The organism is Nannocystis sp. (assembly GCF_016714285.1).
Classification (GTDB): domain Bacteria; phylum Myxococcota_A; class Polyangia; order Nannocystales; family Nannocystaceae; genus Nannocystis.
The window spans coordinates 83172-107990 of the sequence record NZ_JADJNN010000005.1 but is presented as its reverse complement, the minus strand read 5'-3'; the positions used below and the strand labels follow the sequence as shown (position 1 = coordinate 107990).

At 72.7% G+C, this 24819-nt stretch carries 10 protein-coding genes; 9 read left to right on the top strand and 1 reads right to left on the bottom strand.

The annotated features are described in order from the left end of the window. Positions 1-49 precede the first annotated feature (49 nt). Positions 50-10363, bottom strand: coding sequence for a tetratricopeptide repeat protein (locus IPJ59_RS13785; protein WP_293272043.1), 10314 nt, complete (start codon positions 10361-10363; stop codon positions 50-52). Positions 10364-10562: 199 nt separating this feature from the next. On the opposite strand from IPJ59_RS13785, the gene IPJ59_RS13780 reads away from it, so the two are divergent. From IPJ59_RS13780 to IPJ59_RS13740, 9 genes are all read left to right on the top strand, one after another. After that, positions 10563-13271, top strand: a complete 2709-nt coding sequence (locus IPJ59_RS13780; protein WP_293272041.1) for a M16 family metallopeptidase — start codon at positions 10563-10565, stop codon at positions 13269-13271. Positions 13272-13389: 118 nt separating this feature from the next. Next, positions 13390-14262 carry a hypothetical protein gene (locus IPJ59_RS13775; protein WP_293263293.1) on the top strand — a complete coding sequence of 291 codons (873 nt, stop codon included), beginning with the start codon at positions 13390-13392 and terminating at the stop codon, positions 14260-14262. 129 nt (positions 14263-14391) lie between these two features. Further along, positions 14392-16782, top strand: coding sequence for a tetratricopeptide repeat protein (locus IPJ59_RS13770; protein WP_293272039.1), 2391 nt, complete (start codon positions 14392-14394; stop codon positions 16780-16782). A 5-nt stretch (positions 16783-16787) separates the two neighbouring features. Then, positions 16788-20228 carry a tetratricopeptide repeat protein gene (locus tag IPJ59_RS13765; RefSeq protein WP_293272037.1) on the top strand — a complete coding sequence of 1147 codons (3441 nt, stop codon included), beginning with the start codon at positions 16788-16790 and terminating at the stop codon, positions 20226-20228. Between the two features lie 67 nt (positions 20229-20295). Continuing rightward, positions 20296-21807, top strand: coding sequence for a tetratricopeptide repeat protein (locus tag IPJ59_RS13760; protein WP_293263299.1), 1512 nt, complete (start codon positions 20296-20298; stop codon positions 21805-21807). A 434-nt stretch (positions 21808-22241) separates the two neighbouring features. After that, on the top strand, positions 22242-22655 hold the full coding sequence (locus IPJ59_RS13755) for a hypothetical protein (RefSeq protein WP_293263301.1): 414 nt from the start codon (positions 22242-22244) through the stop codon (positions 22653-22655). A 160-nt stretch (positions 22656-22815) separates the two neighbouring features. Next, positions 22816-23448, top strand: coding sequence for a MotA/TolQ/ExbB proton channel family protein (locus IPJ59_RS13750; protein ID WP_293263303.1), 633 nt, complete (start codon positions 22816-22818; stop codon positions 23446-23448). 93 nt (positions 23449-23541) lie between these two features. Beyond that, positions 23542-24114 carry an ExbD/TolR family protein gene (locus IPJ59_RS13745; protein WP_293272036.1) on the top strand — a complete coding sequence of 191 codons (573 nt, stop codon included), beginning with the start codon at positions 23542-23544 and terminating at the stop codon, positions 24112-24114. Beyond that, positions 24114-24647, top strand: a complete 534-nt coding sequence (locus IPJ59_RS13740) for a biopolymer transporter ExbD (protein WP_293272034.1) — start codon at positions 24114-24116, stop codon at positions 24645-24647. Before IPJ59_RS13745 ends, IPJ59_RS13740 begins: the two co-directional genes overlap by 1 nt. Positions 24648-24819: the final 172 nt, after the last annotated feature.

The window sequence follows — 24819 nt, the reverse complement described above, 5'->3', positions numbered from 1 at the left end:
TGTCTCTTCGGACAGGTCCGAAGGGACTCGCCAATTCATTGCCCGGCCTTCAGCGGCCGCGGACCTCGAAGCCCAGGGCCTTGCGGGCGGCGGCGAAGGCGGGGCTGGTGGCGAACACGACGAGGTCGCGGAGGTCGGGGTCGTCGGCGGTGCGGGTCTTGAGGGCGTGGGCGCGGTCGTTGGGGTCCTGTGGGAGGGAGAGGATGTCGAGGGCGACGCCCAAGTTGCGGGCGAGGGAGAGGCCGACGCGCTGGCCGCTGCGGTGGGCCCAGGCGCGCCAGTCACGGCTGTCGAAGCCCTCGAGCTCGTGCTCCTTGAACAGGGCGCTGAGCTGGCGGGCGAGGCGGATGGGGAGCTTGCGGGCGAAGGTCTGGGCGAGGCGGGTGGCGAGGTCGGCGTCGTCGCGGACGCGGGTGCGGCGGGTGTGACGGGGGTGGAAGGCCTGGAGGGCGGCGGACAGGACGGCGGCGCTGTGCTGGCGCGAGAGGCCGAGGATCGGCGCGGAGGCCGGGCGGGAGCCGAAGAGGGCCCGGCCGAGGACAAAGCGCAGGCGGGGGGCGAGCTCGGCGGAGCGGGCGGCGGGGCCGACGACGATGATCGGCGGGTGGGCGGCGCGGACCTGCGTCCAGCCGTCGCCGACCTCGATGCCGGGGATCATGTCGGCGTCGGCGAGGCGGATGCCCTGGGTCGAGAGCTGGTGGCCGAGCTCGGTCCAGACCTTCCACAGCAGGGTGTCCTTGTCGCTGTCGGCCTCGATCCAGGCGGCGGCGGAGATGTCCTGCTTCGGGAGCTCGTCGCAGATGAGCTCGGCGGCGCCCTCCCACAATTGGGTCATGGCCGCGATCACGCCGCCACCGGCGGGCGGCTTGTCGATGACGCTGTTCACGTCGAGCTTGCCGTTGCTGACCTGCTGGAGGTCGTTCTTGCCGAGGAAGGCGGCGGCGTCGGGGTGCTGGGGGGAGATCAGTCGCAGGACCTGGTAGAGGGCGTGGGCGCGGTCCCTCTCGCCCTGTTCGACGCAGCGGCGGGCGACGCTGGCGAGGCTGCGCTCGTCGAGGGGGTCGAGGACGAGGAGGGCCTCGTCGTTGACGTGGACCGGCGGGCCCTCGATCGCGGCGGCCTCGTAGAGCTGCGCGAGCTGGCGGCGGGAGGCGAGGTCGAGGGACTGGGGGTCGAGCTCGGCGGCGCGTTCGAGCAGGCGGATCGCGTGGTCGGGGCGGTCGCGCTCGAGCACGGCGAGGCGGGTTAGGAGGCGCTGGCGGGCCAGGCCCTCGCCGGGGTTGGGGGCGCGGGTGCGGCCGACGCGGTTGAAGAAGCCGAGCACGACGGTCTCGATCTCGGGCAGGCGCTCGGGCTCGCTGGCGAGGACGTCGAAGACGGCGTGGACGCTGGCGGCGGCCTCGGGGGTGGTCTCGACGGCGATCTTGGCGAGGGCGAGGGCTCGCTCGGCGTCGCCGGGCTCGCCGCGCTGGAGGGCGATGCGCGAGCCCTCGATGACGATCGCCTGGCGGCTGGTGGACTTGAGGTCGGGGTGGAGGAGCAGGCGCTTGAGGCAGGCGAGGGCGATGCCGGTGTGGCGCGGGGCGGCGGTCCAGAAGGCGGCCTCGAGCTGCTGGCGGTCGAGGACGGGGGCGGGCTGGTCGGCGATGAGGGCGACGCCGGCCTGGACGCACTCGAAGGCGGCGGTGCGCAGGGCCTGGCCGACGCCGGTCTCGGTCTCGTCGCTGGTGTCGCTGTCGCCGGCGCCAGCGGCCGCGCCGGCGGCCTCGTGGAACAGCATGCCGGCGCGCAGGAGGGTGCGGCCCTTCTCGATCGGGTCGTCGCCGAGCTCGGCGAGGGCGCGGGTGTGTTCGGCGGCCTCGGCGAGGCGGCCGCTCTCCTGACACAGGGCGGCGAGGGCGGCCCGGGCCTTGCGACCGCGGGGGTGCAGGGCCGCGGCGCGCTCGTAGCGGGCGGCGAGGCGCTCGGTCTGCTTGAGCTGGATGTCGCACTCGGCGGCGAGGAGCAGCAGGTCGCTGACGAGCTCGGCCTGGGCGGGGCTCAGCTCGAGGCCGCTGGCGAGGCGCTGCTCGATCGGGTCGATCGCGGCGAGGGTGTCGCGCCAGCGACCGGCGGCGTGGCGGTTGCGGGCCATCGCGGCGCGGATCTCGAGGTTGTCGGGGTCGTGGCGGAGGGCCATCGACAGGCGGCGGTAGGCCTCGGCGCTGCGGTCCGTTTGTTCGAACAGGCGGGCGAGCAGGACCAGGCCGCCGACCAGGTTCTCCTGGTCGCGCAGCAGCCCGAAGGCCTCGACGACGCCCTCGAGCACGGGCTCGGCCTCGGCGAGCTGGCCGAGCTCGAACAGGACTGTCCCGAGGGACAGGCGGGCGGGGGCGTAGTCGGGGTCGGCGGCGAGGGCGGCCTCGAAGCGGCGGCGGGCGGCCTGCAGGGTGGCTGTGCGCGGGTCCTGGCGCGGGCCCTGGGGCGCGCCGCGGACGGTGGTGGCGGGCTCGGGGCGGCGGACGGTGGTGACGTCCGGGCGGCGGACGGCGGTGACGTCCGGGCTGCGGACGGCGGTGACGCTCGAGAGCTCGGGGCGCGCGGGCGGGGCGGGGCGAGCGGGTGGTGGTCGGCGGGGCGCGGCGGGCAGGAGCGTGGCGGGCTCGTCGTCGTCGTCGATCGCCTCGGCGTCGGCGAACTCCTCGACCTCGGCCTCGGTCTCGGGCCTGGTCTCGGGCCTGGTCTCGGGATCGTCGGGCGTCGGACGGACCACGTTGGTGTCGAAGGTGGTGGTTGGCTCGGGGGCGTCGGTGACGTCGAAGGTGGTGGTTGGCTCGGGGGCGTCGGTGACGTCGAAGGTCGTCGTGGGCTCCGGGGCGTCGGTGGCGTCGAAGGTGGTGGTGGGTTCGCTGACGTCGAAGGTGGTGGTCGGCTCGGCGGTGGCTTCGCTGGGCTCGGGGCTGCGGGTGGGCGCGAGCTCGCTGCTGGCGAGCAGGGTGCGGCCGATCTCCGTGAGGATGCGGGCGCGCAGCTCGGTGTCGGCGAGTTCGGCGAGCTGGGCGTCCATCAGCGCGTCGGCGCCGTCGATGTCGCCGGCCTCGATGCGCAGGCGGACCAGGCCCTCGATCGCCGCGGACAGGCGCTTGCCCTGCTGCGGGTCGCCGGGGATGCGGATCGCCAGAACCCGGGTGTAGAGCTGGGCGGCGAGCTCGGGGTCGCCGAGCTTGCTGCGGGCGAGGGTGGCGGCCTCGAGCAGGCCGTCGGGGAGGCCGAGGAGGGCGAGGCCGTCGACGAGCGCGGCGGGGTCGTTCTGGGCGCGGGCGAGGGCGACCTTGCGGGCGACGAGGGTGGAGCGGCCGGCGGCGGTGGCGGGGAGGTCGGGGATGGTGGCGAGGGCCTCGTCGACGACGGCGAGGGCGGAGCTGGGCTCGTGGGCCTCGTGCTCGAGCGCGTCGGCGAAGGCGCTGGCGATCTTGACGATGCGGGCGGCGGCGAGGCTGCGCGGGTCGGCGGGTTGTCCGGGGGTGTGGGGGATCGGTCCGAAGGGGTCGACGGGCAGCGGGTCGAAGCCGGGGGCGGCTGTCTCCGGGTACATGTCCTCGCCGGCAGGGTCGAAGGTACCTGTCTCATCGGACAGGTTGGTGGACGCCGCGACGGCGGCGTCGAGGCGGGCGCGGAGCAGCTGGAGGCCCTCGTCGAGGCGGCCGCGGCGGCGGACGAGGCGGCTGAGGCCGAGCAGGACGTCGTCGTTCTCGGGGGCCTCGGCGGCGAGGGTCTCGAGGGTGCTCATGGCCGCGGCCTCGTCGCCCAGGCCCTCCTGAAGGGCGCGGGCCTTGACGACGAGCAGGGCGATGCGGCTGTCGCGGTCGTGCTCGCCGACGCGGGCGAGGCGCTGGTCGACGATCGGGAGCAGCAGGCTGTATTGCTCGGTCTTGAGGTAGAGGCGCTGGAGCTGGGCGAGGGCCTCGGGGTCGCCCAGGCGGCGGCGGGCGATGTCCTGCCAGGCGGCGATCGCCTGCGGGACCTGGGCCAGCTGCTCCTCGGAGATGGCGGCGACGCGGGCCAGGGCGCGCAGCTGGAAGTCGGGGTCGGGGACGCTGGTGGCGGCGGCCTTGAGGGCCTCGACGGCGCGGTTCCACAGGCCCTGGCGGACCAGCAGGTCGGCGAGGCGCTCGTGGACCTGGGGGTGCTGGGGGAGCTCGCGGGCGAGGGCTTCGAGGCGGCGGGTGGCGTCGACCTGGCGGTCGACGCGGGTGACGAGGTCGTGGGTGAGGGCGAGGGTGCGGGCGACGCGGGCGTCGGTGTCGAGCTCGGGGGCCTCGAGATCGAGGAGGCGGGCGCTGGCGTCGACGAACTCGCGATCACGGCCGCTGCGCTCGTGGATCCGTGCGAGCGCGCGGAGGGCGTCGCGCTCGCGCGGGGCGACGCTGACGACCGCCTGGTACTGCTCCTCGGCGCGGTCGAGCTGGCCTGTCTTTTCGTACAGGTCGGCGAGGCGCAGGCCGTAGCCGACGATGTGCTCGGGGACGGTGAGCTCGCCGAGCAGGCGGCCGTAGGCGTCGATCAGGCGGTCCTGGCGCTGTTCACGGGCGGCGAGGGCCTCGAGGCGGGCGCGCAGGTCGAGGTCGTCGGGGGTGAGCGCGAGGGCCTCCTCGAGGTGGTTGAGGGCGGGCTCGGGCTGGTGGGCGCCCTCGTCCCACATGCGGGCGAGGGCAGCGGCCACGGCGGCGCGCTCGGGCTTGCTGGTGGCCGGGGTGGTGGCGTAGGCGAGGGCGAGCTCGTCCCAGCCGGACTGGGCGGCGGGGCGGGAGGCGAGGGCGGGGCCGCTGAGCTCGGGGAGCTGGGGGAGGCCGGCGGTGACGCTGGCGACGCGGGCGCGCTGGGCCTCGGCGGCGGCGGCCGAGAGCGCGGAGGGGGCCGGTGGCGCGGCCGGGGTGGCGGGCTTGCTCGGCTTCGCGGGGGCGCTCGCGCCATGTCCCTTGGGACCTGTCGCTTGGGTCAGCTTGCCGGTGGTGCCGGGACGGCCCCTGGAGGGCGGCTGGGTCGGCTTGTTGGCGCCGGGCTGGGGGCGGGGCAGGGCGGGCTTGGGGCGGGTGCTGAGCAGCTCGTCGTCGTCGTCGTCGGCGTCGTCGATGAGCTCGCCGAGGTCGACGATGTTGGTCTGTTCGCGGCGGGGTTCGACCTCCTCGATGTCGTCCATGTCGACGACGCCGGTGTGTTCGCGGGGCTTGCGGAGGGCGGCGAGCTCGGCGGGGTCGAGGATGATCTCGCCGGTGAGGCGGGCCTCCTCGAAGTCGTCGAGCTCCTCGACGTCGGAGGCGTCGACGACCCCGGTGTGTTCGCGGGGCTTGCGGAGGGCGGCGAGCTCGTGGGGTTCGAGGATGATCTCGCCGGTGAGGCGGAGCTCCTCGATCTCCTCGACGTCGGAGGCGTCGACCAGGCCGCTGGGTTCGCGGGGCTTGCGGAGGGCGGCGAGCTCGCTGGGCTCGAGGAGGATCTCACCGGTGAGGCGGGCGCCGTCGAGCTCCTCGACGTCGGAGAGGTCGACCACGCCGCTGTGCTCGCGCGGCAGCTCGGTGGTGTCGCTGGCGTCGCCGGAGGGCCTGGCCGACAGCGGCGCGAAGGTGGTCGGGTGGAGGCCGAGCTTGTGCCAGAGGTTCTGGTCGGCGAGCTCCGGGGGCTGGAGCTGCGGCCACAGCAGCGGGTCGCGCACGGGCGGCGCGGCGTCGTAGTTGCCGACCAGCTCGGCGAGCTTCCACAGGCGCGAGTGTTGTGGGCCGAGCTCGAGGTTGCGGGCGCCCGCCTGGGCGCTGGCCTGCAGCGGGGCGCGTGGTGGCAGGTCGGCCGGGCTGGCGGCGTTCAGGCGCCAGGCGGCGATGCGGGCGCGCAGGGCGTACTCGGGGCGGGCGAGGTTCTGCTCGTAGAGGTCGGCGATCTGGCCGAGCAGGCGCAGCTGGTCCTTCTTACCTGGCTTTTGGGCCAGCTCCCAGGCGGGCACGAGCAGGACCAGGTGCCACAGGTTCTCGCGCTCGGCGAGGCGGGCGAGCTCGAAGCGGGCCTCGTCGCTGCCGGGGTGGAGCTGGAGGACGCGCAGCCACTCGGCCATGGCGCCCTGGGCGTCGCCGAGCTGCTTCTCGCGCAGCTCGGCGCGCTGCTTGAGCAGGTTGATCTTGGCGTTGGGGTCGACGGCGGCGCCGACGTACTGCTGGAGGGCGGCGAGCAGGGCGAGGGCGCCGACGCGGGGGCTGCCCTCGGCGCGCTGCTCGTCGAGGGTGCTAGCGAGCTCGCGGATCTTTGGCAGCAGGCTGGTGGTCGGGTCGTGGCTGACGCCCTGCTTGAGCGTGCGCAGGGCGGCGAGCAGGTCGCCGCGCTTCTCGTGCTCGATGCGGGCGGCCTCGACGAGGCTGGCGAGCGCGCTGCGGGGGTCGTTCTTGCTCGCGCGTGCGCCGGCGACGATGCGGTGGTGCTCGGCGAGCTGGGCCCACAGGCCGTGGCGCTCGGCGAGCTGGACCAGCAGGTCCATCGCCTCCTCGGCGAGCGAGGGGTCCTTGGCGCGGAGCTCGTCCCAGGCGCGGCGCAGCCAGGTGAAGGCCTTCTCCGGGGAATTGAGCTGGCGCTCGTAGACCTTGGCGATCGCGTGGCAGGACTCGAAGCGGGCCAGGCCGGTGCGGGCGCGGGCGAGGCGGGACTCGTGGAGCTCGATGAGGGCGGGCCAGAGGTTGTTGACCTCGGCGGTGGCCTCGATCTGGCGCGCGAGCTCCTCGTCGTCGGGGCGCAGGCGGTATGCGCGTTGCAGGAAGCCGAGGCTGCGGTGGGGGTCGAGCAGGCGCTCGCGGGCGATCTCCGAGGCGGAGAGGAGCAGGGCGATGGTGCCGTAGTCGCCGTAGCTCGGCGACTTGCTGGACTCTTGCAGCGCGAGCTCCTGCTCGGTGACCTCGAGCATCTGGCCCCACAGGCTGTGCTTCTGGGCCATGCCCTCGAGGCGGTCGAGCACGGCGGCGGCGTCGAGGCCGGAGCGGAGGGCGACGAAGTAGGCCTTCTTGGCCCAGGCGAAGCTGAGCTCGACGTCGCCGATGCGCTGCTCGGCGGCCGCGCTGGCGCTCAGCGAGATCTCGATCTGACCGCGGGCGTCGCCGCGGGCGCCCATCTCGGTGAAGCGCTCGGCGTAGACGACGAGCAGGTCCTTCCACATGCGGTGGGTCTCGGCGAAGGCCTCGATCTTGGCCTTGAGCTCGCGGCTGCCGGGGGCGATGCCCAGCGCGCGCCCGAGCAGCTGCAGGGCCCGCTTGGCGTGGCCGAGGCCGTGCTCGCAGACCTCGGCCATCTGCTCGAGGGTGACGACCTGCTCGGCCGGGTCCTCGCTGACCTCGAGGCGGCGCTCGAGGGTAGCGAGGGTGCCGGCGTGGTCGCCGGTGAGGGTCTGCAGCTCGCCCATGATGCGCAGGCCGTCGGGGTCGTCGGGCGACTCGGCCATGAAGCGGTGGAAGCTGGCGAGCGCCTTCTCCTGGGCCTGGAAGTGGACCAGCCAGCCGCGGGCGATCAGCTCGTAGAGCTCGCGGCGCTCGGCGATGTCCTCGCACGAGAGCAGCAGCAGCTCGGCGTGGCGGATGAGCTTGTCGTGCTGGGCGGCGCGCTCGTAGAGCTCGAGCAGGCGGGTGGCGACGTCGCGGTTGCCGATGGCGATGCCGCTGGCGAGCGCCTCGAGCACGCGGACGGCGGCGGCCGGGTTGTCGAGCTTGTCGGCGAGCACCTCGGAGCGCTCCCAGCCGATCGCGATCGCCTCCTCGTCGGAGTCGACCATGTCCTGCAGGTTGCCGAGCGCGGCGGCGAGGCCGTGCCACGAGCCGAGCGCGCGGTAGATGCGGGTGAGGGCCTCGACGGCGCCGCGGTGGTCGCGGTGGATCCGCAGGACGCGCTCGAAGGCGGAGCACGCGAGGTCGTGGTCGCCGAGGGTGGTCTCGGCGAGGTTGCCCAGGCGCATGAGGTAGTCGAGCTGGCGCACCGGCGGGGTCTTGGCGGAGGCGGCGGCCTTGCCGAGGAGGTTGGCCAGTTCTTCGTGGCGGCCGATCGCCTCGTAGACGCCGATCATCTTGTCGAGCACCTCCATGTTGTGGGGGTCGGCGGCGAGCAGCTGGTGGCAGGCCTGGGCGGTGCGCTGCGGGTCTTGCAGCTTGCGCTCGGCGACGTCGACCATGCGCCGCAGGGCCCGGATGCGGGCCGCGGGCTCGCCGACGATCTGGAGCTCGCGGGCGAGGGCGTCGAACTCGCCGGCGGCCTCGGCCAGCTCGGCGCACAGGCTCTGCATGCGGTGCAGCGCCTCGGTGTCGCCCTGCGAGTAGCCGAGCACCTGCTCGCAGGCCCACAGGGCGTCACGGGGCTGGCGGAGCTCGTTCTGCCAGATCTCGGCCATGCGCCGCAGCAGGACCACGCGCTGCGAGACCGATCGGGTGACGTCGTGTTGCCGACGCAGCAGATCGATGACTTGATCGTAGGCGCCGGTGCGCTCGTACATCTCGGCGAGCGCCTTGAGGGTGGTGGCGTCGCCGGGGGCGAGGGCCAGCATCTCGTGATAGAGGGTGATCGTGCGCTGCGGGTCGGTCATGCGCTCGCGCTGGGCCTGGGTCAGGCGGCGCATGACCTCGAAGCGACGGGCGGGCTCGTGGATGCGAACCAGCTCGTTCTCCTGGGCGACGATCATGTTGTCGAGCATGCGGGCGCGCTTGTCGAGGCGGGCGATCTGCTCGCGCGGGCGCCAGTCCGCGGGGTAGGCGGTGGCGAGGCGGTTCCAGGCGACCAGCGCTCCGCCGAGGTCGCCGAGGCGGCGCTCGTAGACCTCGGCGAGCTCGGCGAAGTTCTCGGCGAACTCGGGGCGGGCGAGCGGGCTCTGCGGGCCGGAGACCTGCTGGGCTTGATCGATCTGGTAGAGCAGCAGCTCGGCCAGGTGCGACCAGTTGTTCTTGCGCCGCCAGTGCTCCTTGTAGCCCTCGAAGGCCTCGGCATTGAAGGGCTCGCGCTCGAGCACCTTGAAGTAGAAGACCGCGGCTCGCTCCTCGTCGCCGAGCTCCTCGCGGGCGACCTTCGCGGCCGCCAGCAGGCGGTCGGTCGGGGCGCCGCTGGGCTCCTCCTCGAGCCAGCGCTCGACCAGGCCGACGAAGCCGTGGTGGTCGCTGAGGTCGCGCAGCAGCGCCTCGAGTCGGCGCCAGGCGTCGCCGCCGGGCGGCTCGAAGCGGCTGGCCGCGGCGAAGCAGGCGCGGGCCTCCTCGCGGCGGGCCAGGTGCGACTCGAGCAGCTCGCCGCGCTGCAACCACAGGCCGTAGCTGTCGGCGTCGCTGACGTAGCCGAGCCAGGCGGCGTAGAGCTCGTCGAGCTCCATCCACCGCTCCTTGGCGGCGAGCAGCTCGGCGAGGGAGTTGCCGGCCTCAAAGTGGTCGGGCTTGAGCGCGAGGGTGCGGCGCAGCAGGCCGAGCGCCTGGCGCTCGTCGTTTTGGGCGCGGGCCAGCTTGGCGGCGCGGAAGAACACGTCGGCGGCCTTGGCGAGGCCGTCGTCGGAGGTCTTTCCGGAGCTCAGGTAGAGCACGCCGAAGGCCCGCAGCGCCGCGATGTTGTCGGGTCCGGCCTTGAGCGCGGCCTGGAGGTGGAGCGCGGCGGCGGGGATGCGCTCGACCTGCTGGGCCTCGATGCGGGCGAGGCGGAGGTGGAGCTCGGCGAAGCGGGCCTTGTCCTTCTGCGGATCGAGGCGCGCCAGCTCGGCGTTCATCAGGTCGGTGGCCTTGCGCCACGCGCCGGCGCTGAGGTGCAGGCGGATCAATTGCTCGCTGGCGTTGCGGTCGGCGGGGCTCAGCTCGAGCGCCTTGCGCAGCAGCGCGGTAGCCTCGTGGATGTCGCAGAATTGCTGCTCGTAGAGGAGGGCGAGCTCGACCAGCGCGCCTGGCACGGCGCCGCGGTCGTGCCGGCGCAGGTGCTCGATGCGCCAGCGCAGCAGCGTCGCCAATTCAGCGTGCGCGCCGAGCTGCTCGTAGAGCTTGCGCAGGAGGTCGAAGGGGCGGACGTTCTCGGGCTGGGCCTGGAGCGCGCGCACCAGCGCGTGGGCGGCCTGGTTGCGGTCCTTCACGCGGTCGTTCCACAGCTCGTAGGCCTGGAAGGACAGCTCGCCGACCTTCGCCGGGTCCTTGATCGCGGCCGCGTGGAGCACCAGGAGAGCGGCCAGCGCCGACCAGTTCTCGGCCTCACGCAGGGCCCGGCGCGCGCGCAAGAACGCGTCGTCGCTGCCCGGCGACTTGCGGTACGCGCTCAGCTCCGCGGGCTCGCCGCTGGCCGGCGGCGGCAGCGGAGCGGGCAGGTCTTTCAGCGAGGAGGTGTGCGGGGCCGCAGCAGCGATGTCCATGGTTGTCGGGTCCAGAAGGGCGCGAGCGCACACCGTAACACGCCGCGCGCGCGGCCGGGAAGGGCGGCCGTGCGGGCCATACGGGCCGTGTGAGGCGTTTGGGGGCGTTTGGGGGCATTTGGGGGCATTTGGGGCCTGGCTGGTCGCGGCGGGGGTGGTCACGCGCGTTTGCCGAGGGGATGCGCTATAGGTGGCCGCCTTGCCTCGCACCCACGACGCCGCCGCTGCTGCTCCCGCCGTGGAGGGCCTCGTCGACCTCCGCTTGCCCAACGGCGCCCGCATCCTCGTGCTGCCCACCTCGGGTGGGCCGGGTGGGCCGCCGGATGGGCCGGGTGGGCGGGGCGAGCGGGGCGGGGCGGCGGCGGTGCAGCTGTGGGTCAGCGCGGGCACCTCGGCCGAGCGCCCCGACGAGCACGGCTGCGCCCACCTGCTCGAGCACATGCTCTTCAAGCCATTGCCCGAAGAACATGTCCCGAGGGCCATGTTGCGCGCTGCGGGCGTGCCCGTGCGCGGGCCGGTCGACCTGGCGACGGCGCTCGAGGCGATGGGCGGCGACAGCAACGCGTTCACCAGCCACGACGAGACGGTGATCCACGCGACGGTGCCGGCGGGGGCGGCCGCGGCCGCGGTCGCGCTGGTCGCCGCGGCGGCGCTGCGACCGGCCCTGGCCGCGGCGACGCTGGCCCAGGAGCGTGAGGTCGTCGTCGAGGAGATCGCCCAGTACGACGACGATCCCGGCCAGCGCGTGTTCCAGGCCCTGCTGCGCCGCATCCACGGCCGTCACAGCTACAGCCGCCCGGTCCTCGGCCTCGCCCGCGAGGTCCGCAGCCACAGCGCGGCCCGCCTGCGCGCGTACCATCGCCGCAGCTACGCCGGCAGCCGCGTCGTCCTGGTGGTCGTCGGCGCGGTCGAGGTGGCGAAGGTGGTGGCCGCGGGCCGCCGCGCCCTCGCCCACCTGCCCATGGCCAGACCGCTGCCGGACGAGCCGCCGCCGGCTCCGCAGCACAACGGCCCGCGCGTGCACCTGCGCCGCGCCGACGTGCAGGAGATGCACCTGATGATCGGCTGGCCCGCGCCGCCGGTCGGCGACTCCGACGCGCCGGCGATCGACGTCGCCGCGGTGGTGCTCGGCCACGGCGAGGCCTCGCGCCTGGTCCGCGAGACGCGGCGCCGAGATCAGCTGGTCTCCGAGGTCAGCTGCAGCTGCGAGTCGATGCGCCGCCGCGGCACCCTCATCGTCCACGCCCACACCACCGCGCCGCAGGCCGAGGCCGCCGTCGCGGCGCTGTTGGCCCAGGTCCAGCGCCTGCGCGAACGGCCGATCGACGTCGAGGAGCTGGCCCGCGCCCGCGCCATCCTCGAGAGCGACCCGATCTACCGCCAGGAGACCGTGCAGGGCCGGGCCCACGCGCTCGGCTACTACGCCGCGGTGTTCGGCGACCTCAGCCGCGAGCGAGCCTACTACGCCGCGCTCGCGCAGCTCACCCCCGCGACGGTCCGCTCGGCCTGCGCCCGCCTGCTCGAGCTGCGCCAGGCCAGCATCAGCGCCGAGCTGCCGGCCGAGCACACCAGCCCCGCCGCGCTCGCGCGCCTCGGCCGGTCGATCGCCCGCCAGGTCCCGCCGCGCACCGCGGCCCGCACCAGCGCCCGCACACCCAGGCTGCGCCGCGATCGCTTCGGCGTCGTCAACCTCGAGCTCGCCGGCCTGCGCGTGCGGGCGATCGTCGACCCCGGTGTGCCGATGGCCGCCGCCTGGCTGGTCTGGCCCGGCGGACAGGCGCACGAGCCGGCCGGGCTCGCCGGCGCCGCGGCGACCACCGCCGCCCTCCTCACCCGCGGCGACGCCCAGCGCAGCGGCGACGAGATCAGCCGCATCGTCGACGGCCGCGCCGCCGCGCTCGACGGCTTCGCCGGCCGCAACAGCCTCGGCCTGCGCTGGGAGTCGCTGGCCCGCGACGCCTCCGAGCTCCTCGGCCTCGCCCTCGAGTGCGCCCGCTCGCCGGCCTTCCCCAGCAATGAGCTGGCCGAGGAGCGCCGCGTCGCCCTGCAAGAGCTCGCCGCCGAGGCCGACGACCCCGCCAACCTGGCGATCCGCACCATGAGCGCCGCCTACTACGGCGCCCACCCCTTCAGCCGCCCGGTCCGCGGCACCCCCACCGGCCTGCGCGCCCAGACCGGCCCCCGCCTGCGCGCCCTGTGGGCCCGCGACTACCCGCTCGCCGACGCCGTCCTCGCGCTGGTCGGCGACATCGACCTCCCGGCCCTGCTCGCCCAGATCGAGCTGGCTCTCGGCACAGGTCGCAAGGGACATGTCCGAAAGGCCATCCCCAAGCCTCGCCCTGCCCGCCTGCCGGACGGCCCGCGCGAGCGCGTCATCTTCAAGGACCGCGAGCAGGCCCACATCGCCCTCGGCTTCCCCGGCCTGCGCCTCGCCGATCCGCACTCGCCAGCGCTCGACCTGCTGAGCGCCGTGCTCGGCGGCCAGAGCGGGCGCCTGTTCACCGCCCTGCGCGAGCGCGAGGGCCTGGTCTACGAGGTCTCGGTCAGCAGCCTCGAGGGCCGCGACGCCGGGCACGTGCTGGTCCACGCCTCGACCAGCCAGGACAAGCTCCCGCGGGCCCAGGCGGCGATCGCCGCGGAGCTGGCCCGCGTCGCCCAGCAACCGATCTCCGTCGACGAGCTGCAGCGGGCCCGCGCCTACCTCATCGGCCAGCACGAGAGCGGCCAGCAGCGCCGGGGACGGATCGCCTCGCAGCTGGCCCTCACCGCCGCCCACGGCCTCGACCACGCGCGCCACTTCCTCTATCCCGAGCGCGTCACGGCCGTCACGACGGCCCAGGTCTGGGCCCTGGCCCGCCAGATCTTCGACCCCAAGCACCAGGTCGCGGCGATCGTCCGGGCTCGCTGAGTTCCCCGCCAAAGTGACCACCATGGCCACGCTGGAGCGAAGCGCGCGGTATCGGCGCTCGGGCCGCGGACATGCAACGTACTGGCTTTGCCGACGCACGCCTTGATAGGCTACCGCGGTGCCACGTCCCCCCACGCTGCCCCGGGCGCTCGCCGCCGCATGCCTGCTCGCCCTGGCCCCGACGCCAGGCGCCGCAGCGCCTGCGAAGCCCGCGGACGCGAAGCCCGCGGACGCGAAGCCCGAGAGCGCACCCGCGAAGCCAGCCGCCGCGGTGGCCAAGCCGACCACCGCGAAGCCGAGCGCCGTCAAGCCGACCACCGCGAAGCCGACCGGCAGTGGGTCCACGGCGACCGCCGACACGGTCGACCCCTTCAGCCAGCCCGCCAGTGCGCCGAGCAACGCGGCCCTCACCGGCCAGGCCGGCGGCAACGCCCGCGAGAGCGAGATCTTCGGCGACCGCCTCGACGGCGTCGAGGCCGAGGTCGCGGCGCTCAAGGACAAGATCTTCCGCAGCAAGGCCCGCCTCGCCGTGCTCCGCGACACGGTGATGAGCGGGGTGATGGCCGGCGGCCGCGTGGTCGTCGCCCACCGCAACCTCATGAGCTCCGGCTTCCGACTGATCCGCGCCGCCGTGATCCTCGACGGGGCCCAGATCTACGCCCGCAGCGACGACACCGGCGCGCTCGACCAGGAGGACGAGCTGCCGATCTTCGACGGCAACCTGCCCCCGGGGCCGCACGAGGTCACCATCGAGCTCACCTACCAGGGCCAGGGCTACGGCGCCTTCAGCTACCTCAAGGGCTACACCTTCAAGTCGGCCTCGACCCACAGCTTCGCCGTCGGCGAGAGCGGCCAGTTCAAGCTCGTCAGCAAGGGCTTCGAGCGCGGCAACCTCACCACCGAGATGAAGGACCGCCCCGCCGTCGAGTGGCAGACCGTTAACATCGACGCCGCCGGCGCGCCCGTCCCCACCGCAAGCGGCGGCAAATAGATCGCTCCATGCCCCGCCGCCCGCCCACGCGCCTCCGCATCGCCGCGTCCCTCGCGGTCGTCGCGGGCCTGTGCGCGCCCGTCGCGGCGGTCGCCCGGAGGCCTGTCCCATGGGGCAGGCACCTCGTACATGTCCCTCGGGCCAGCCAACCTGTCTCTCGGGACAGCCGCGTCGTACATGTCCCTCGGGCCAGCCAACCTGTCTCTCGGGCCAGCCATGCTCGCGCCCGCCGACGCGTCCGAGGTCCCGCCCGAGCTCGCGGGCGTCGCCGCCGCGATCGCCGGCGCCGAGGAGGTCGCGAGCGCCGCCGAGGCGGCCGCCCGCCGCGAGGACCAGCGCAGCGCCAGCGAGCTCGCCCGCCGCCTCGTCACCGGCCAGGTGATGCTCACCCACAAGGACAGCGAGCGCGCCGCCGTCGTCTTCCTCGACCTCCTGGAGAACGCCCCCGGCACCCCCGCCGCCGCCCAGGCCCGCTTCTACCTCGGCGAGGCGCTGCTCCTGCTCGGCATGCGCCGCTGGGCCGCAGAGTGCTTCTCCGGCACCCTCGCCGACCCCAGCGCCGACGCCCGTCGCCTCCACCAGAGCGCCGTGGCCCGCCTGCTCGGCCTGGCCAGCCCGTCTCGCTCCGCCGGCCACGCGCGGAGGCCCGGCCTCGGCGCCCTGCCCGAGCTGCGGGCCCGCCTGCAGTCGCTCGGCCTGGTCAACGCTGCTCCGCAGATCCCCGCCGAGGCCCCCCGCGGCGAGCTCGGCCCCACCGATGTCCTGCGCCTGCGCGGCTGGGTCGCCGCCATCGCCCCCGATCAACGCAGCGCCGAGCTGCGCTACGCCCACGGCCGCCACCTGTTCCTCAGCCGCGAGTACTCCGCCGCCTTCGCCGAGCTCGACGCCGTCGCCCCGCTGGACCAGGCGCTCGACATCAAGGCCCGCGACGGCCGCTGGCGCCTGCGCGCGACCTACATCGCCGCCGCCGCCGCGCTCGCGCTCGGCCAGGTCGACCTCGCCTTCGAACGCTTCGACCGCCTGGTCACCACCCGCGTGCGCGCCCCGGACGACCGGGAGATCCGCGACCTCGCCTGGCTCGGCCGCGCGAGGATCCACAGCGATCGCGGCGAACCAGCCGAGGCCCTCCGCGCCTATCGCCAGATCGGCCGCGACTCGCCCCTGTTCGCCGAAGCGATGTACGAGGCCGCCTGGGCGCTGCTCCGCGCCGGTCGCCCCGAGGTCGCCGTCGCCGCCCTCGACCTCGTCCTGAGCCTCGCCCCCGACGGACCGATCGCCCCCGAGGCGCTGCAGCTGCGCGGCAAGCTGCAGATCCAGCAGCGGGCCTGGAAGGCCGCCGCCGTCGAATTCGCGGCCCTCCGCGGCGACTTCGAGGCCCGCGCCCGCGGCCTCGCCGGGGCCCTCAGCGTCGAGGCCGACGCCGCCGCCTACTACAGCGCCGTCGCCCGCAGCGACGGCCGCGAGTTCAAGCTCGACGCCCTGCTCCCGCGCGGCGCCCTCGGCCTCGCCCGCGGCCTGCGTCGCGCCGCCCAGGCCGAGCAGCTGGCCCGAGAGACAGGTGCCGTCGACCGCATGCTCGGCGAGACCCGCGAGCTGCTCGCCCGCATGGAGACCGCCGCCCAGGCGAGCGAGCGCCCGCGCCTGTTCGTCGACCTCGGCGCCCACTGGACCGCGATCGACAACAGCCACCTCGAGCTGGTCGACGCCGGCGAACAACTGCTGACCCGCACCGGCACGCGCCCCGACCCCGCCCAGCGCGTCGGCCTCGACGCCCTGCGCAACGGTCGATCGGCTCGCGCGCGCAAGATCTCCGACGTCGGCGAGCTCGTGCCGCCGCTCGCCGACGAGGCCGCGGAGCTGCGCGCCCGCGTCGTCGGCCTCGAGCGGGCCCAGCTCGCCTCCGGGCGCCCGCGCAGCGCCAGCTTCTTCAGCGAGGCCGCCGGCCTGCGCAGCGAGCTCGCCGACAGCGAGGCCGCGCTCGCCAGCCTCCACGCCCGCCTGACCCACGCCCGCGCCACCCTCCGCTTCACCGACCCGCTCGACAGCACCCGCCGGGCCGAGCTCGGCCGCTACCGCGGCTACCTCGCCAGCGTCCTCGACAGCGCCGCCGCGGCGACCCGCGAGCCCGCCGTCCGCGCCCTGTTCACCCGCCTGCGCCGCGCCCAGACCCGCCTCGACGCCGCCCGCGACCGCCTCGAGCTCGCCGCCAACAAGCGCCTCGCCGCCGCCGTGATCGTGCTCCGCGAGGAGCACGCGAACCTCGAGCAGTACGCCGGCGAGCTCGCCGAGCTGCGCGAGCGGGCCCTCCTCACCGTCGGCCAGACCGCGGCCGCGGCCATGAAGGACCTCAGCGCCGACCTCCGCTACTGGACCACGCGCAGCGAGGTCGGCCAGCTCGACGTCGCCTGGGCCGTTCAGCACGCCGAACAGGACGAGGCCGAGCGACTCGAACGCAGCCGCGACCAGGGCTTCAAGGAGCTCGACCGCGCCCTCGACCAGGTGCTCGAGGACATGGAATGAGGGACATGTTCAAAAAGACATGTCTCTTCGGACTGGTCGCCGCGCTGCTGCCCGCGCCGGCCGCCGCGCTCCCGCGCAGCGAGCTCCCGCGCGCCCAGGACCTGTGGGAGGGCCTGCGCGGCGAGCCCGGCTCGGGCGCCGCGCGCGAGCCCACCGGCAGCAGCGACGCCGCCCGCCTGGCCGCTCCACCCCCGCGTCAGGCCCGCGACGCCGAGGAGGCCGCCGCGCTCGCCGTCGTCGAGCAGGTCGCCGCCCGCTACCGCAACGCCGCCCGCGTCAGCGCCCACACCCTCGCGCTGGTCGTCGCCGTCGAGGCCGAGAAGGGCCGCATCGCGCTCGAGAAGCAGTACGGCGCCCGCATCGACCAGCGCCACGAGCAGGCCCTGCGCCTGCGCGCCGACGCCATCGCCCGCTACGAAAAATTCCTCGCCGAGCACCCCGACGACCCCGCCTGGACCCCGGAGATCCTGTTCCGCCTCGCCGAGCTGCACTTCGAGCACGACAGCGAGCGCTTCGCTCGCGAAGAAGATCGCTACGAGGACGCGCTGATGGCCTTCGAGGCTCGTCCGGACAAGAAGGAGGCCGACCCCCCGCCGAGCCCCCCGCAGGTCAGCTACGAGCGATCGGTCGCCCTGTTCCGCCAGCTCATCGCCCGCTTCCCCGACTACGTCCACAGCGACGCCGCGCTGTACATGCTGGCCCTGCTGCGCTTCGAGGAGGAGCGCTTCGACGACGCCCGCCAGTCCCTGCTCGCCCTCGCCTGCGCCAGCCGCTTTGCCGTGCCGACCGACGGCGCCCCGCCGCCGCCCCGCTGGCGCCGCGGCGACTACGGCGAGTGCACGCCGCGGCGCGCCGGCTCGAAGTACGTCGCCGAGGCCTGGCTGCGCATCGGCGAGATCCACTACGACCAGGACGAGCTCGACCCGGCGCTCGCCGCCTACACCGAGGCCGCCAGGGACACCCAGGGCCAGTTCTACGACGAGGCCCTGCTGCGCATCGCCTGGACCCTCTACCTCAAGCGCGACTTCTCCGACTCGGCCGTCAAGCTCGACGAGTTCGTCCGCTTCATCGCCGAGCTCAAGAAGACCGACCCCGACAACGCCGCCCTCGCCCTCCGCGACGACGCGATCCGCTACATCGCCAAGTGCTACGTCGAGGAGGACTGGGACCTCGACGGCAACCCCGACCCCGGCTGGGGCCTGCCCCGCCTCGAGCGCGACTACAAGGACCGCGGCGGCGAGCCCCACGTCCCCGAGGTCTACGCCGCCCTCGGCGACCTGTTCGCCAAACAGGACGACTGGAAGCTGGCGATCCGGATCTACGACACGGCCCTGTCGCGCTGGCCCACCACGCCCGCCGCCCCGGCGCTGCAGAAGAAGGTGCTCGACGCCCACGCGGCCCTCGGCGACGCCGCCCAGGTCCGCCGCGCCCGCGAGCTGCTCGCCAGCAACTACCTCCGCGGCACGCCCTGGTTCTTCGCCAACGAGTCCGACACCGACGCGATCGAGTCGGCGATGAAGCTCGTCGAGGACGCCCTGGTCGCCTCCGCCGTCGAGCGCCACGCCTACGCCCAGACCCTGCGCGCCGCCGGCGACCCCAAGGCCGCCGACGAGTACCGCGCCGCCGCCCTCGCCTACGAGGCCTACCTCGCCCGCTACCCCGACACCCCGAGCGCCTACCAGTACCGCTACGACTACGCCGAGAGCCTGTTCTACTCCGGTCAGCACCTGCTCGCCGCCCAGGCCTACACCGCCGTCCGCGACTCCAACACCAGCGCCAGCCGCCAGGTCGACGCCGCCGAGGGCGTCGTGCTCGCGCTCGAGGCCCACCTCGAGGACGAGCAGAAGGCCGGTCGCATCACCCTCCCGGACCTGCCCAAGCAAGGCGTCGCCAAGGGCCCCTTCGAGCCCCAGGAGATCCCCGAGCTGCTGGTCACGCTGCAAACCGCCTACGACCGCTACGTCGGCCTCAAGCCGACCAGCAAGGAGGCCGGCGCCCTCATGTTCAAGGCCGCCGCCCTGTCGCAGCGCTACTACCACTTCGACGAGGCCGAGGACCGCCTGGTCCAGGTCGTCGACACCTACTGCAGCGACAACATCGCGATCAACGCCGGCTTCGCGATCGTCGACGGCCGGGTCGTCCGCGAGGACCTGAAGGGCGCCCAGGAGTGGACCGACAAGCTGCTCGCCAAGTCCTGCGGCACCGGCGAGGAGTCGGCCAAGTTCGCCGGCGACCTCAAGACCCTCGGCAACGCCGTCCGCTTCCAGGAGGCCAACCTGCTGTTCGAGGCCGGCGAGTTCGAGGCCGCCGCCGACCGCTACGTCGCCCTCGTCACCGGCGCCCCGAAGGACCCCAACGCCGACCGCGCGCTCAACAACGCCGCCGTCGCCTACGAAGAGATCGGCCGCTTCGGCTCGGCCAGCAAGACCTACGAGCGCATCTACAAGGAGTACCCCACCAGCGAGTTCGCCGACGACGCGCTCCTGCGCTCCGGCCTGAACCACGTCCGCTTCTTCGAGTTCGACGACGCCGTCCAGAGCTACCTCATGCTCGCCGAGGACGCCCGCTACAAGGAGTCCGAGCACCGACTCATCGCCCTCAAGAACGCCGCCGACCTGCTCGACAACCTCCAGCAGTACCCCAAGTCCAGCGAGCTCTTCGTCCGCTACGCCGGCCAGACGAAGGACCCCAAGGAGGCCGTCGACGCCACCTTCCGCGCCGCCCAGGTCCTGCGCAAGACCGACAACCACCGCGCCGCCGAGGGCGCCTTCGCGGCCTTCCTCGGCAAGTACGGCGCCGACCCCAAGGAGGCCGCCAAGGCCGTCGAGGCCCACCTGCGCATCGGCCAGGCCCGCGCCGCCATGGGCGACCGCAAGGGCGCCGAGGCGGCCTTCCGCGACTGCATCGCCACCTTCACCGCCCGCGGCCTGCCGGTCAACACCGACGCCGCCGACTTCCCCGCCGAGGCCCAGTTCCTCATCTCCGAGTACTCGCTGGCCGACCTGCTCGAGCTCAAGCTGCAGGGCACCGGCAAGAAGCTCGCCGACAACACCAAGATCCTGTTCGACCGCGTCGTCCTCGCCTCCAAGTCCTACGACGGCGTGCTGCCCTACCGCCGCATCGACTGGGTGCTGCACGCGATGTTCCGCCGCGGCTACGCCTTCGAGATCACCGCGATCAAGATCCGCGAGGCCCCGGTCCCGCGCGAGCTCAAGGAGTTCAGCGAGCCCTGGTTCGCCTACAAGGACATGGTCGAGCAGGGCGCCTCACGCTTCGAGGCGATGGCGATCCCGCTGTACGAGGAGACCATCAAGCGCGCCCGCGAGTACGGCGTCGCCAACCAGTACACCCGCAAGGCCCTCGAGCGCATGAACATCTACAAGCCGGACCAGTACCCGCTGCTGCACGACCCCGCCGTCGAGCTGCAGGTGGAGGACCGGCGATGAGACGTGGGCATCAAGGTACCGACCGGCAACGCGCTGGCGCCGTCGAACTGCAGGTGGAGGACCGGCGATGAGATACCGATTCCTCGCAGCCCTGCTCGCGCTCACGGCCTGCACCCCGAAGCAGACCGAGACGGAGGCACCCGCGCCCGTCGAAGCACCCGCCGAGGCGCCGCCGGACGAGCCCATCCCCGATGCCGGCGCGACCGACCCCGCGAAGGCCGCGGCCGCCGCGGCCGTGAAGAAGAAGAACCGCGACCGCGACCCCGCCGAGGAGGCGCGCAAGATGGCCCTGTCGCGCCAGCAGAGCGCCCAGGCCAGCACGGCGCTGCGCACCGGTTCGCTGCAGCAGGCGATCGAGCTGTCGCGTGAGGCCCTGCGGATCCACGAGCAGAACGTCGACGCCATGCTGGTGATGGCCGAGGCCTATCTCAAGCAGGGCAAGCACGAGCTGGCCCAGACCGTCACCGGCTCGGCCCTCGCCGTCGACCCCAAGCTCCTCACCGCCGAGCAGAGCTCGAAGATCTACAACCTCAAGGGCTTCGCCTACCTCGCCGCCGACAAGCAGAACCTCGCCACCCAGTCGTTCCGCAAGGCCGCCGAGGCCGACGCCCGCAACGCCACCGCGTGGAACAACCTCGGCGCCCAGTACCTTCGCACCGGCAACTTCAAGACCGCCAGCGACTGCTTCACCTACGCGACCCGCCTCGACCCAAGCTTCTACAAGGCCCAGCTGAACCTCGGCAACGCCCGCCGCGCCCAGGGCGATGTCGTCAACGCCGAGCGCTCGTACCAGACGGCGTTGCAGCTGCGCCCCGACTACCCCGAGGCCTTCTTCTCGCTCGGCGTGCTCTACCTCGACGCCACCGAATTCCCCGGCCTCGACACCAGCGCCCGCCTCACCCGCGCCCTCAACTTCTTCAGCAAGTACCGCGAGCAGGCGATCGCATCGGGCGCCAGCGCAGGAGATCGTCCGGGCGATGACGTCGCCCGGGTCCGCTCCAACGCCCGACCCGCAAAGGCGCCGAAGTCAGCCCCCGGCAAGGAAGGGGTCTCGATCGCCCAGGCAGATCTCTACATCGACCTCGCCAAGAAGGCCCTCGAGCGTGAGAAGAAGCGCGAAGAGCGCAACCAGAAGCGCGGCCAGGAGACCAGCACGACCACCGGCAAGCCGGCCACAGCCGGCGGCACCCCGGCCGAGCCCGCCGCGAGCAGCCCCAGCAAGCCACCGCCACCAGCCGCCAACAGCGAACCAGTCGCTGAGCCCGCCGCGACCCAGCCGACCACACCGGCCAAGGAGCCACCGCCCGCGGCAACGCCTCCGCCGGCGGCCGGCAACCCGCCGGCGAGCTCGCCCGCGACGAGCAAGCCGAGCCCACCCGCGACGAGCTCGCCCGCGACGAGCTCGCCGAGCCCACCAGCGAGTCCACCCGCGACCAGCAAGCCGACCCCACCAACTCCGCCGACCAGCAAGCCGGCCCCGCCCGCGCCGAGCACCCCGCCCGCCGCCAGCGGCAAGCCTGCCGCGGGTGGCAGCCTTCCGGCGGCGCAGAAACCCGGCGCGAACAAGCCCAAGGGCTGAGTCCGCGCGAATCCACGCCGATCTGGGTTCCGGATATTCAGTCTGCGCGATCGCCACACGGGTGAGGAGATCTCCCCCGAGCACCTCACCAAAGTGCCGCAGAGAGCCAGACACAGCCTGTTCTCCGCCATCCGAGAAAATTCTGGCGCCCTCGTCAGATCTTTTGTGCGGCACCTCGCGTTCACTTCACCACGAGGCGCATGAAGGTCGGTTTCACGCACATTTCCCGGCCGACCACCCGCACGGCAGCTCCCGGCACTCTCGGCACAGCTCCCACCACGTCCGGCATCGGGACCCTCATCAACCCTCGCACACGTCCTCGCGAGCTCCGGACGAGCGCCTCACTCCGTCGACTCGCGACAGCATGGAACTTCGCCGCGGCTTCGCTGTATAACGCAGCGATGCTCCCACGCTCCCGTCCAGCCGCTGCCTGCATGAAGCACGGCATCCACGGCATCCAGGGCATCCAGGAGCAGGTACGGCCCGCGAGCAGGACGCCCGTGGCCCAAGGGCTGCTGCGGGGCTTGGCACCCGTGGTGCTTTTCAGTAGCATGGCGCTCGCTCCAGCTGCCCATGCGCAGGTCCCCAAACCCGAATCGGCAGCGAAACCAGACAAGGCGCCGGACCAAAAACCCGACAAGAAACCGACTCCGACCAAGGCGGGCAAGCTGGTCAAGGCAGGCAAGAAGGTGATCTCGGTCGACGAGGAGTTCCTCGTCGAAGGTCGGCTGGAGAAGCCGAGCGCCTTCTACGTGCTCCGTCGCTCGTCGACCGACTACGACTGGGCTCGCCTGGATGCAGTCTTCACACCTTTGGTGCTTGAGTCTGTCCAGGATCCTTTGTTCTAATCAGTGTTACCCTGGGGGTGGGCGCTCTCCGCGCGCGAAAGCTCCCATCCAACGTCGAGGCACCGTCAACAACCCCACCAAGATCCGGGATGGCTTGATCCCGGTCGAGACAAGACAAAGGCGGGCTCACACACCCGCTTCCTGAGGAGGATCAACGGCCATGGATGATTTTGCACAGTTTTATCAAGAAGGCGGCTTCTTCATGCACCCCATCGCCCTCAGCGCGGTGCTTGGGGCAGGCGTGATGGTGGAGCGCTTCATCTTCCTGTTCTTCCGTTTCAACATCAACGGCGGACAGTTCTTCAACCAGGTCCAGAAGCTGGTGATGGCGAACAACATCGACCGCGCCATCAAGCTCTGCAACGCCGCCGACAAGGCTGCGCTGGCCCGCGTGATGAAGGCTGGCCTGACCCGCGCCAACAAGAGCGAGGCGGACATCGCCTCGGCCATCGAGGAGGCGCTGCTCGAGGTCACCCCGGCGATCAGCAAGCGCATCTCGATGATCGCGGCCATCGCCAACATCGCCACGCTGCTCGGTCTGCTCGGCACGATCTTCGGCATGATCGAGGCGTTCAACGCGGTCGCCACGGTCGCCGCCGACCAGCGCTCGCAGGCACTTGCGAAGGGCATCTCGATCGCCATCAACACGACCGGCCTCGGTCTGATGGTCGCGATCCCGCTGCTCGCCGCGCAGGTGTTCATCCAGAACCTGGCCAAGAAGATCACCGACGAGGTCGATCTCTACGCGGTCAAGCTGGAAAACCTCCTCGCCGCGCGGGTGCGCCAGGGCTGAGTCACCACGAGCCCGGGACCTGGCTGAAGGGCCAGCCCCAGGCGACCGTGACGACTCGAGCTGGACCCCTAACAAAAGAAAGGAGGTGACGCGATGCCCAGAAAGAAGTTCGAAGAGGAGGATGTACAGGCGAACCTGCTCCCCGTCATGAACATCATGTTCCTTCTGATCCCGGCCCTGCTCCTGGCGATGGAGTTCGCGAGCATGGCGTCGATCAACGTCTCGCCGCCGAAGTTCTCGAGCACGCCGTCGGAGCCGAAGCCTGAGGAGGAGAAGAAGGAGAAGCCGCTCAACCTCAAGGTGTTCGTCATGGAAGACGGCTACCGGGTCTCAGCGGACGGTCAGCAAGAGGGCGCCGAGGCCGGCAAGGCCACGGACTCCAAGGCGCCGACCATCCCGCTGGCCAAGCCCGGCGCGCCGTTGAACGACTACGACCGCTACGACTACGCGGCCCTCGAGGCCTCGGTGAAGAAGTACAAGAGCCTGTTCCCGCACGAGACCATCGTGACGCTCAGCGCGGAGTCCAAGATTCCGATGCAGGCCATGATCAACACGATGGACGCGCTCGCTGGGCGCACCTGCAAGATCGGCAAGGCCCTCAAGGGCGAGGGCGTGCCGGATGACTGCTACTTCTGGCAGCCCGTCGTGGAAGGGGGTGCCGGCTGATGTCTCCCGACCAGGAAGCATTCCTCGCCAAGAAGAAGGAGAAGGCCGCCGCTCGCCGCCAGAAGCCCGAGGAGAAGGGCGAGCTCGGTATGACCTCGCTGATGGACATCGTGTCCATCATCGTCGTGTACCTGCTCAAGTCCTACGCCTCGGACCCGGTCGTCATCAACCCGACGGCAGGTCAGAAGATCCCGCTCTCCACGGCCGATGCGCCGATGCAGGACGGCATCCCGATCTTCATGACCATGCGCGGCATCACCTTCGACAACAAGAAGGTCGTGTCCATGACCCCGGAGGGAGACATCGATCCCACGACGGTCACCAACCACCTCATCGGGCCGCTCTACGACGCGCTCGCCGAGGAGGTCGACAAGGCCAAGCAGATGGCCGAGAACACCGGCAAGCCCTGGGCCGCCCGCGCTATCCTCGTCGGCGACCAGGACCTCAAGTTCAGCGCCCTCGTCGATGTCATGTACACCGCAGGCCGCGCCGAGTTCGCCGACTACTCGTTCTGCGTCATCCGCAAGAGCTGAGCCACAACCGCAGCAGGCGGTTCCCACGCGTGCGGGTCAGTGCCGAGAGGTGCTGGCCCGCTCGTCGTTGGTTGCGAGCTGCACAGCAGCTGGCGTTCGCGTTGTTTCCAGTCCGATCACGCTCCGGTCCGCAATCTGGCGCCGGGTCGCCAAATCCACTATAACCGCGGAA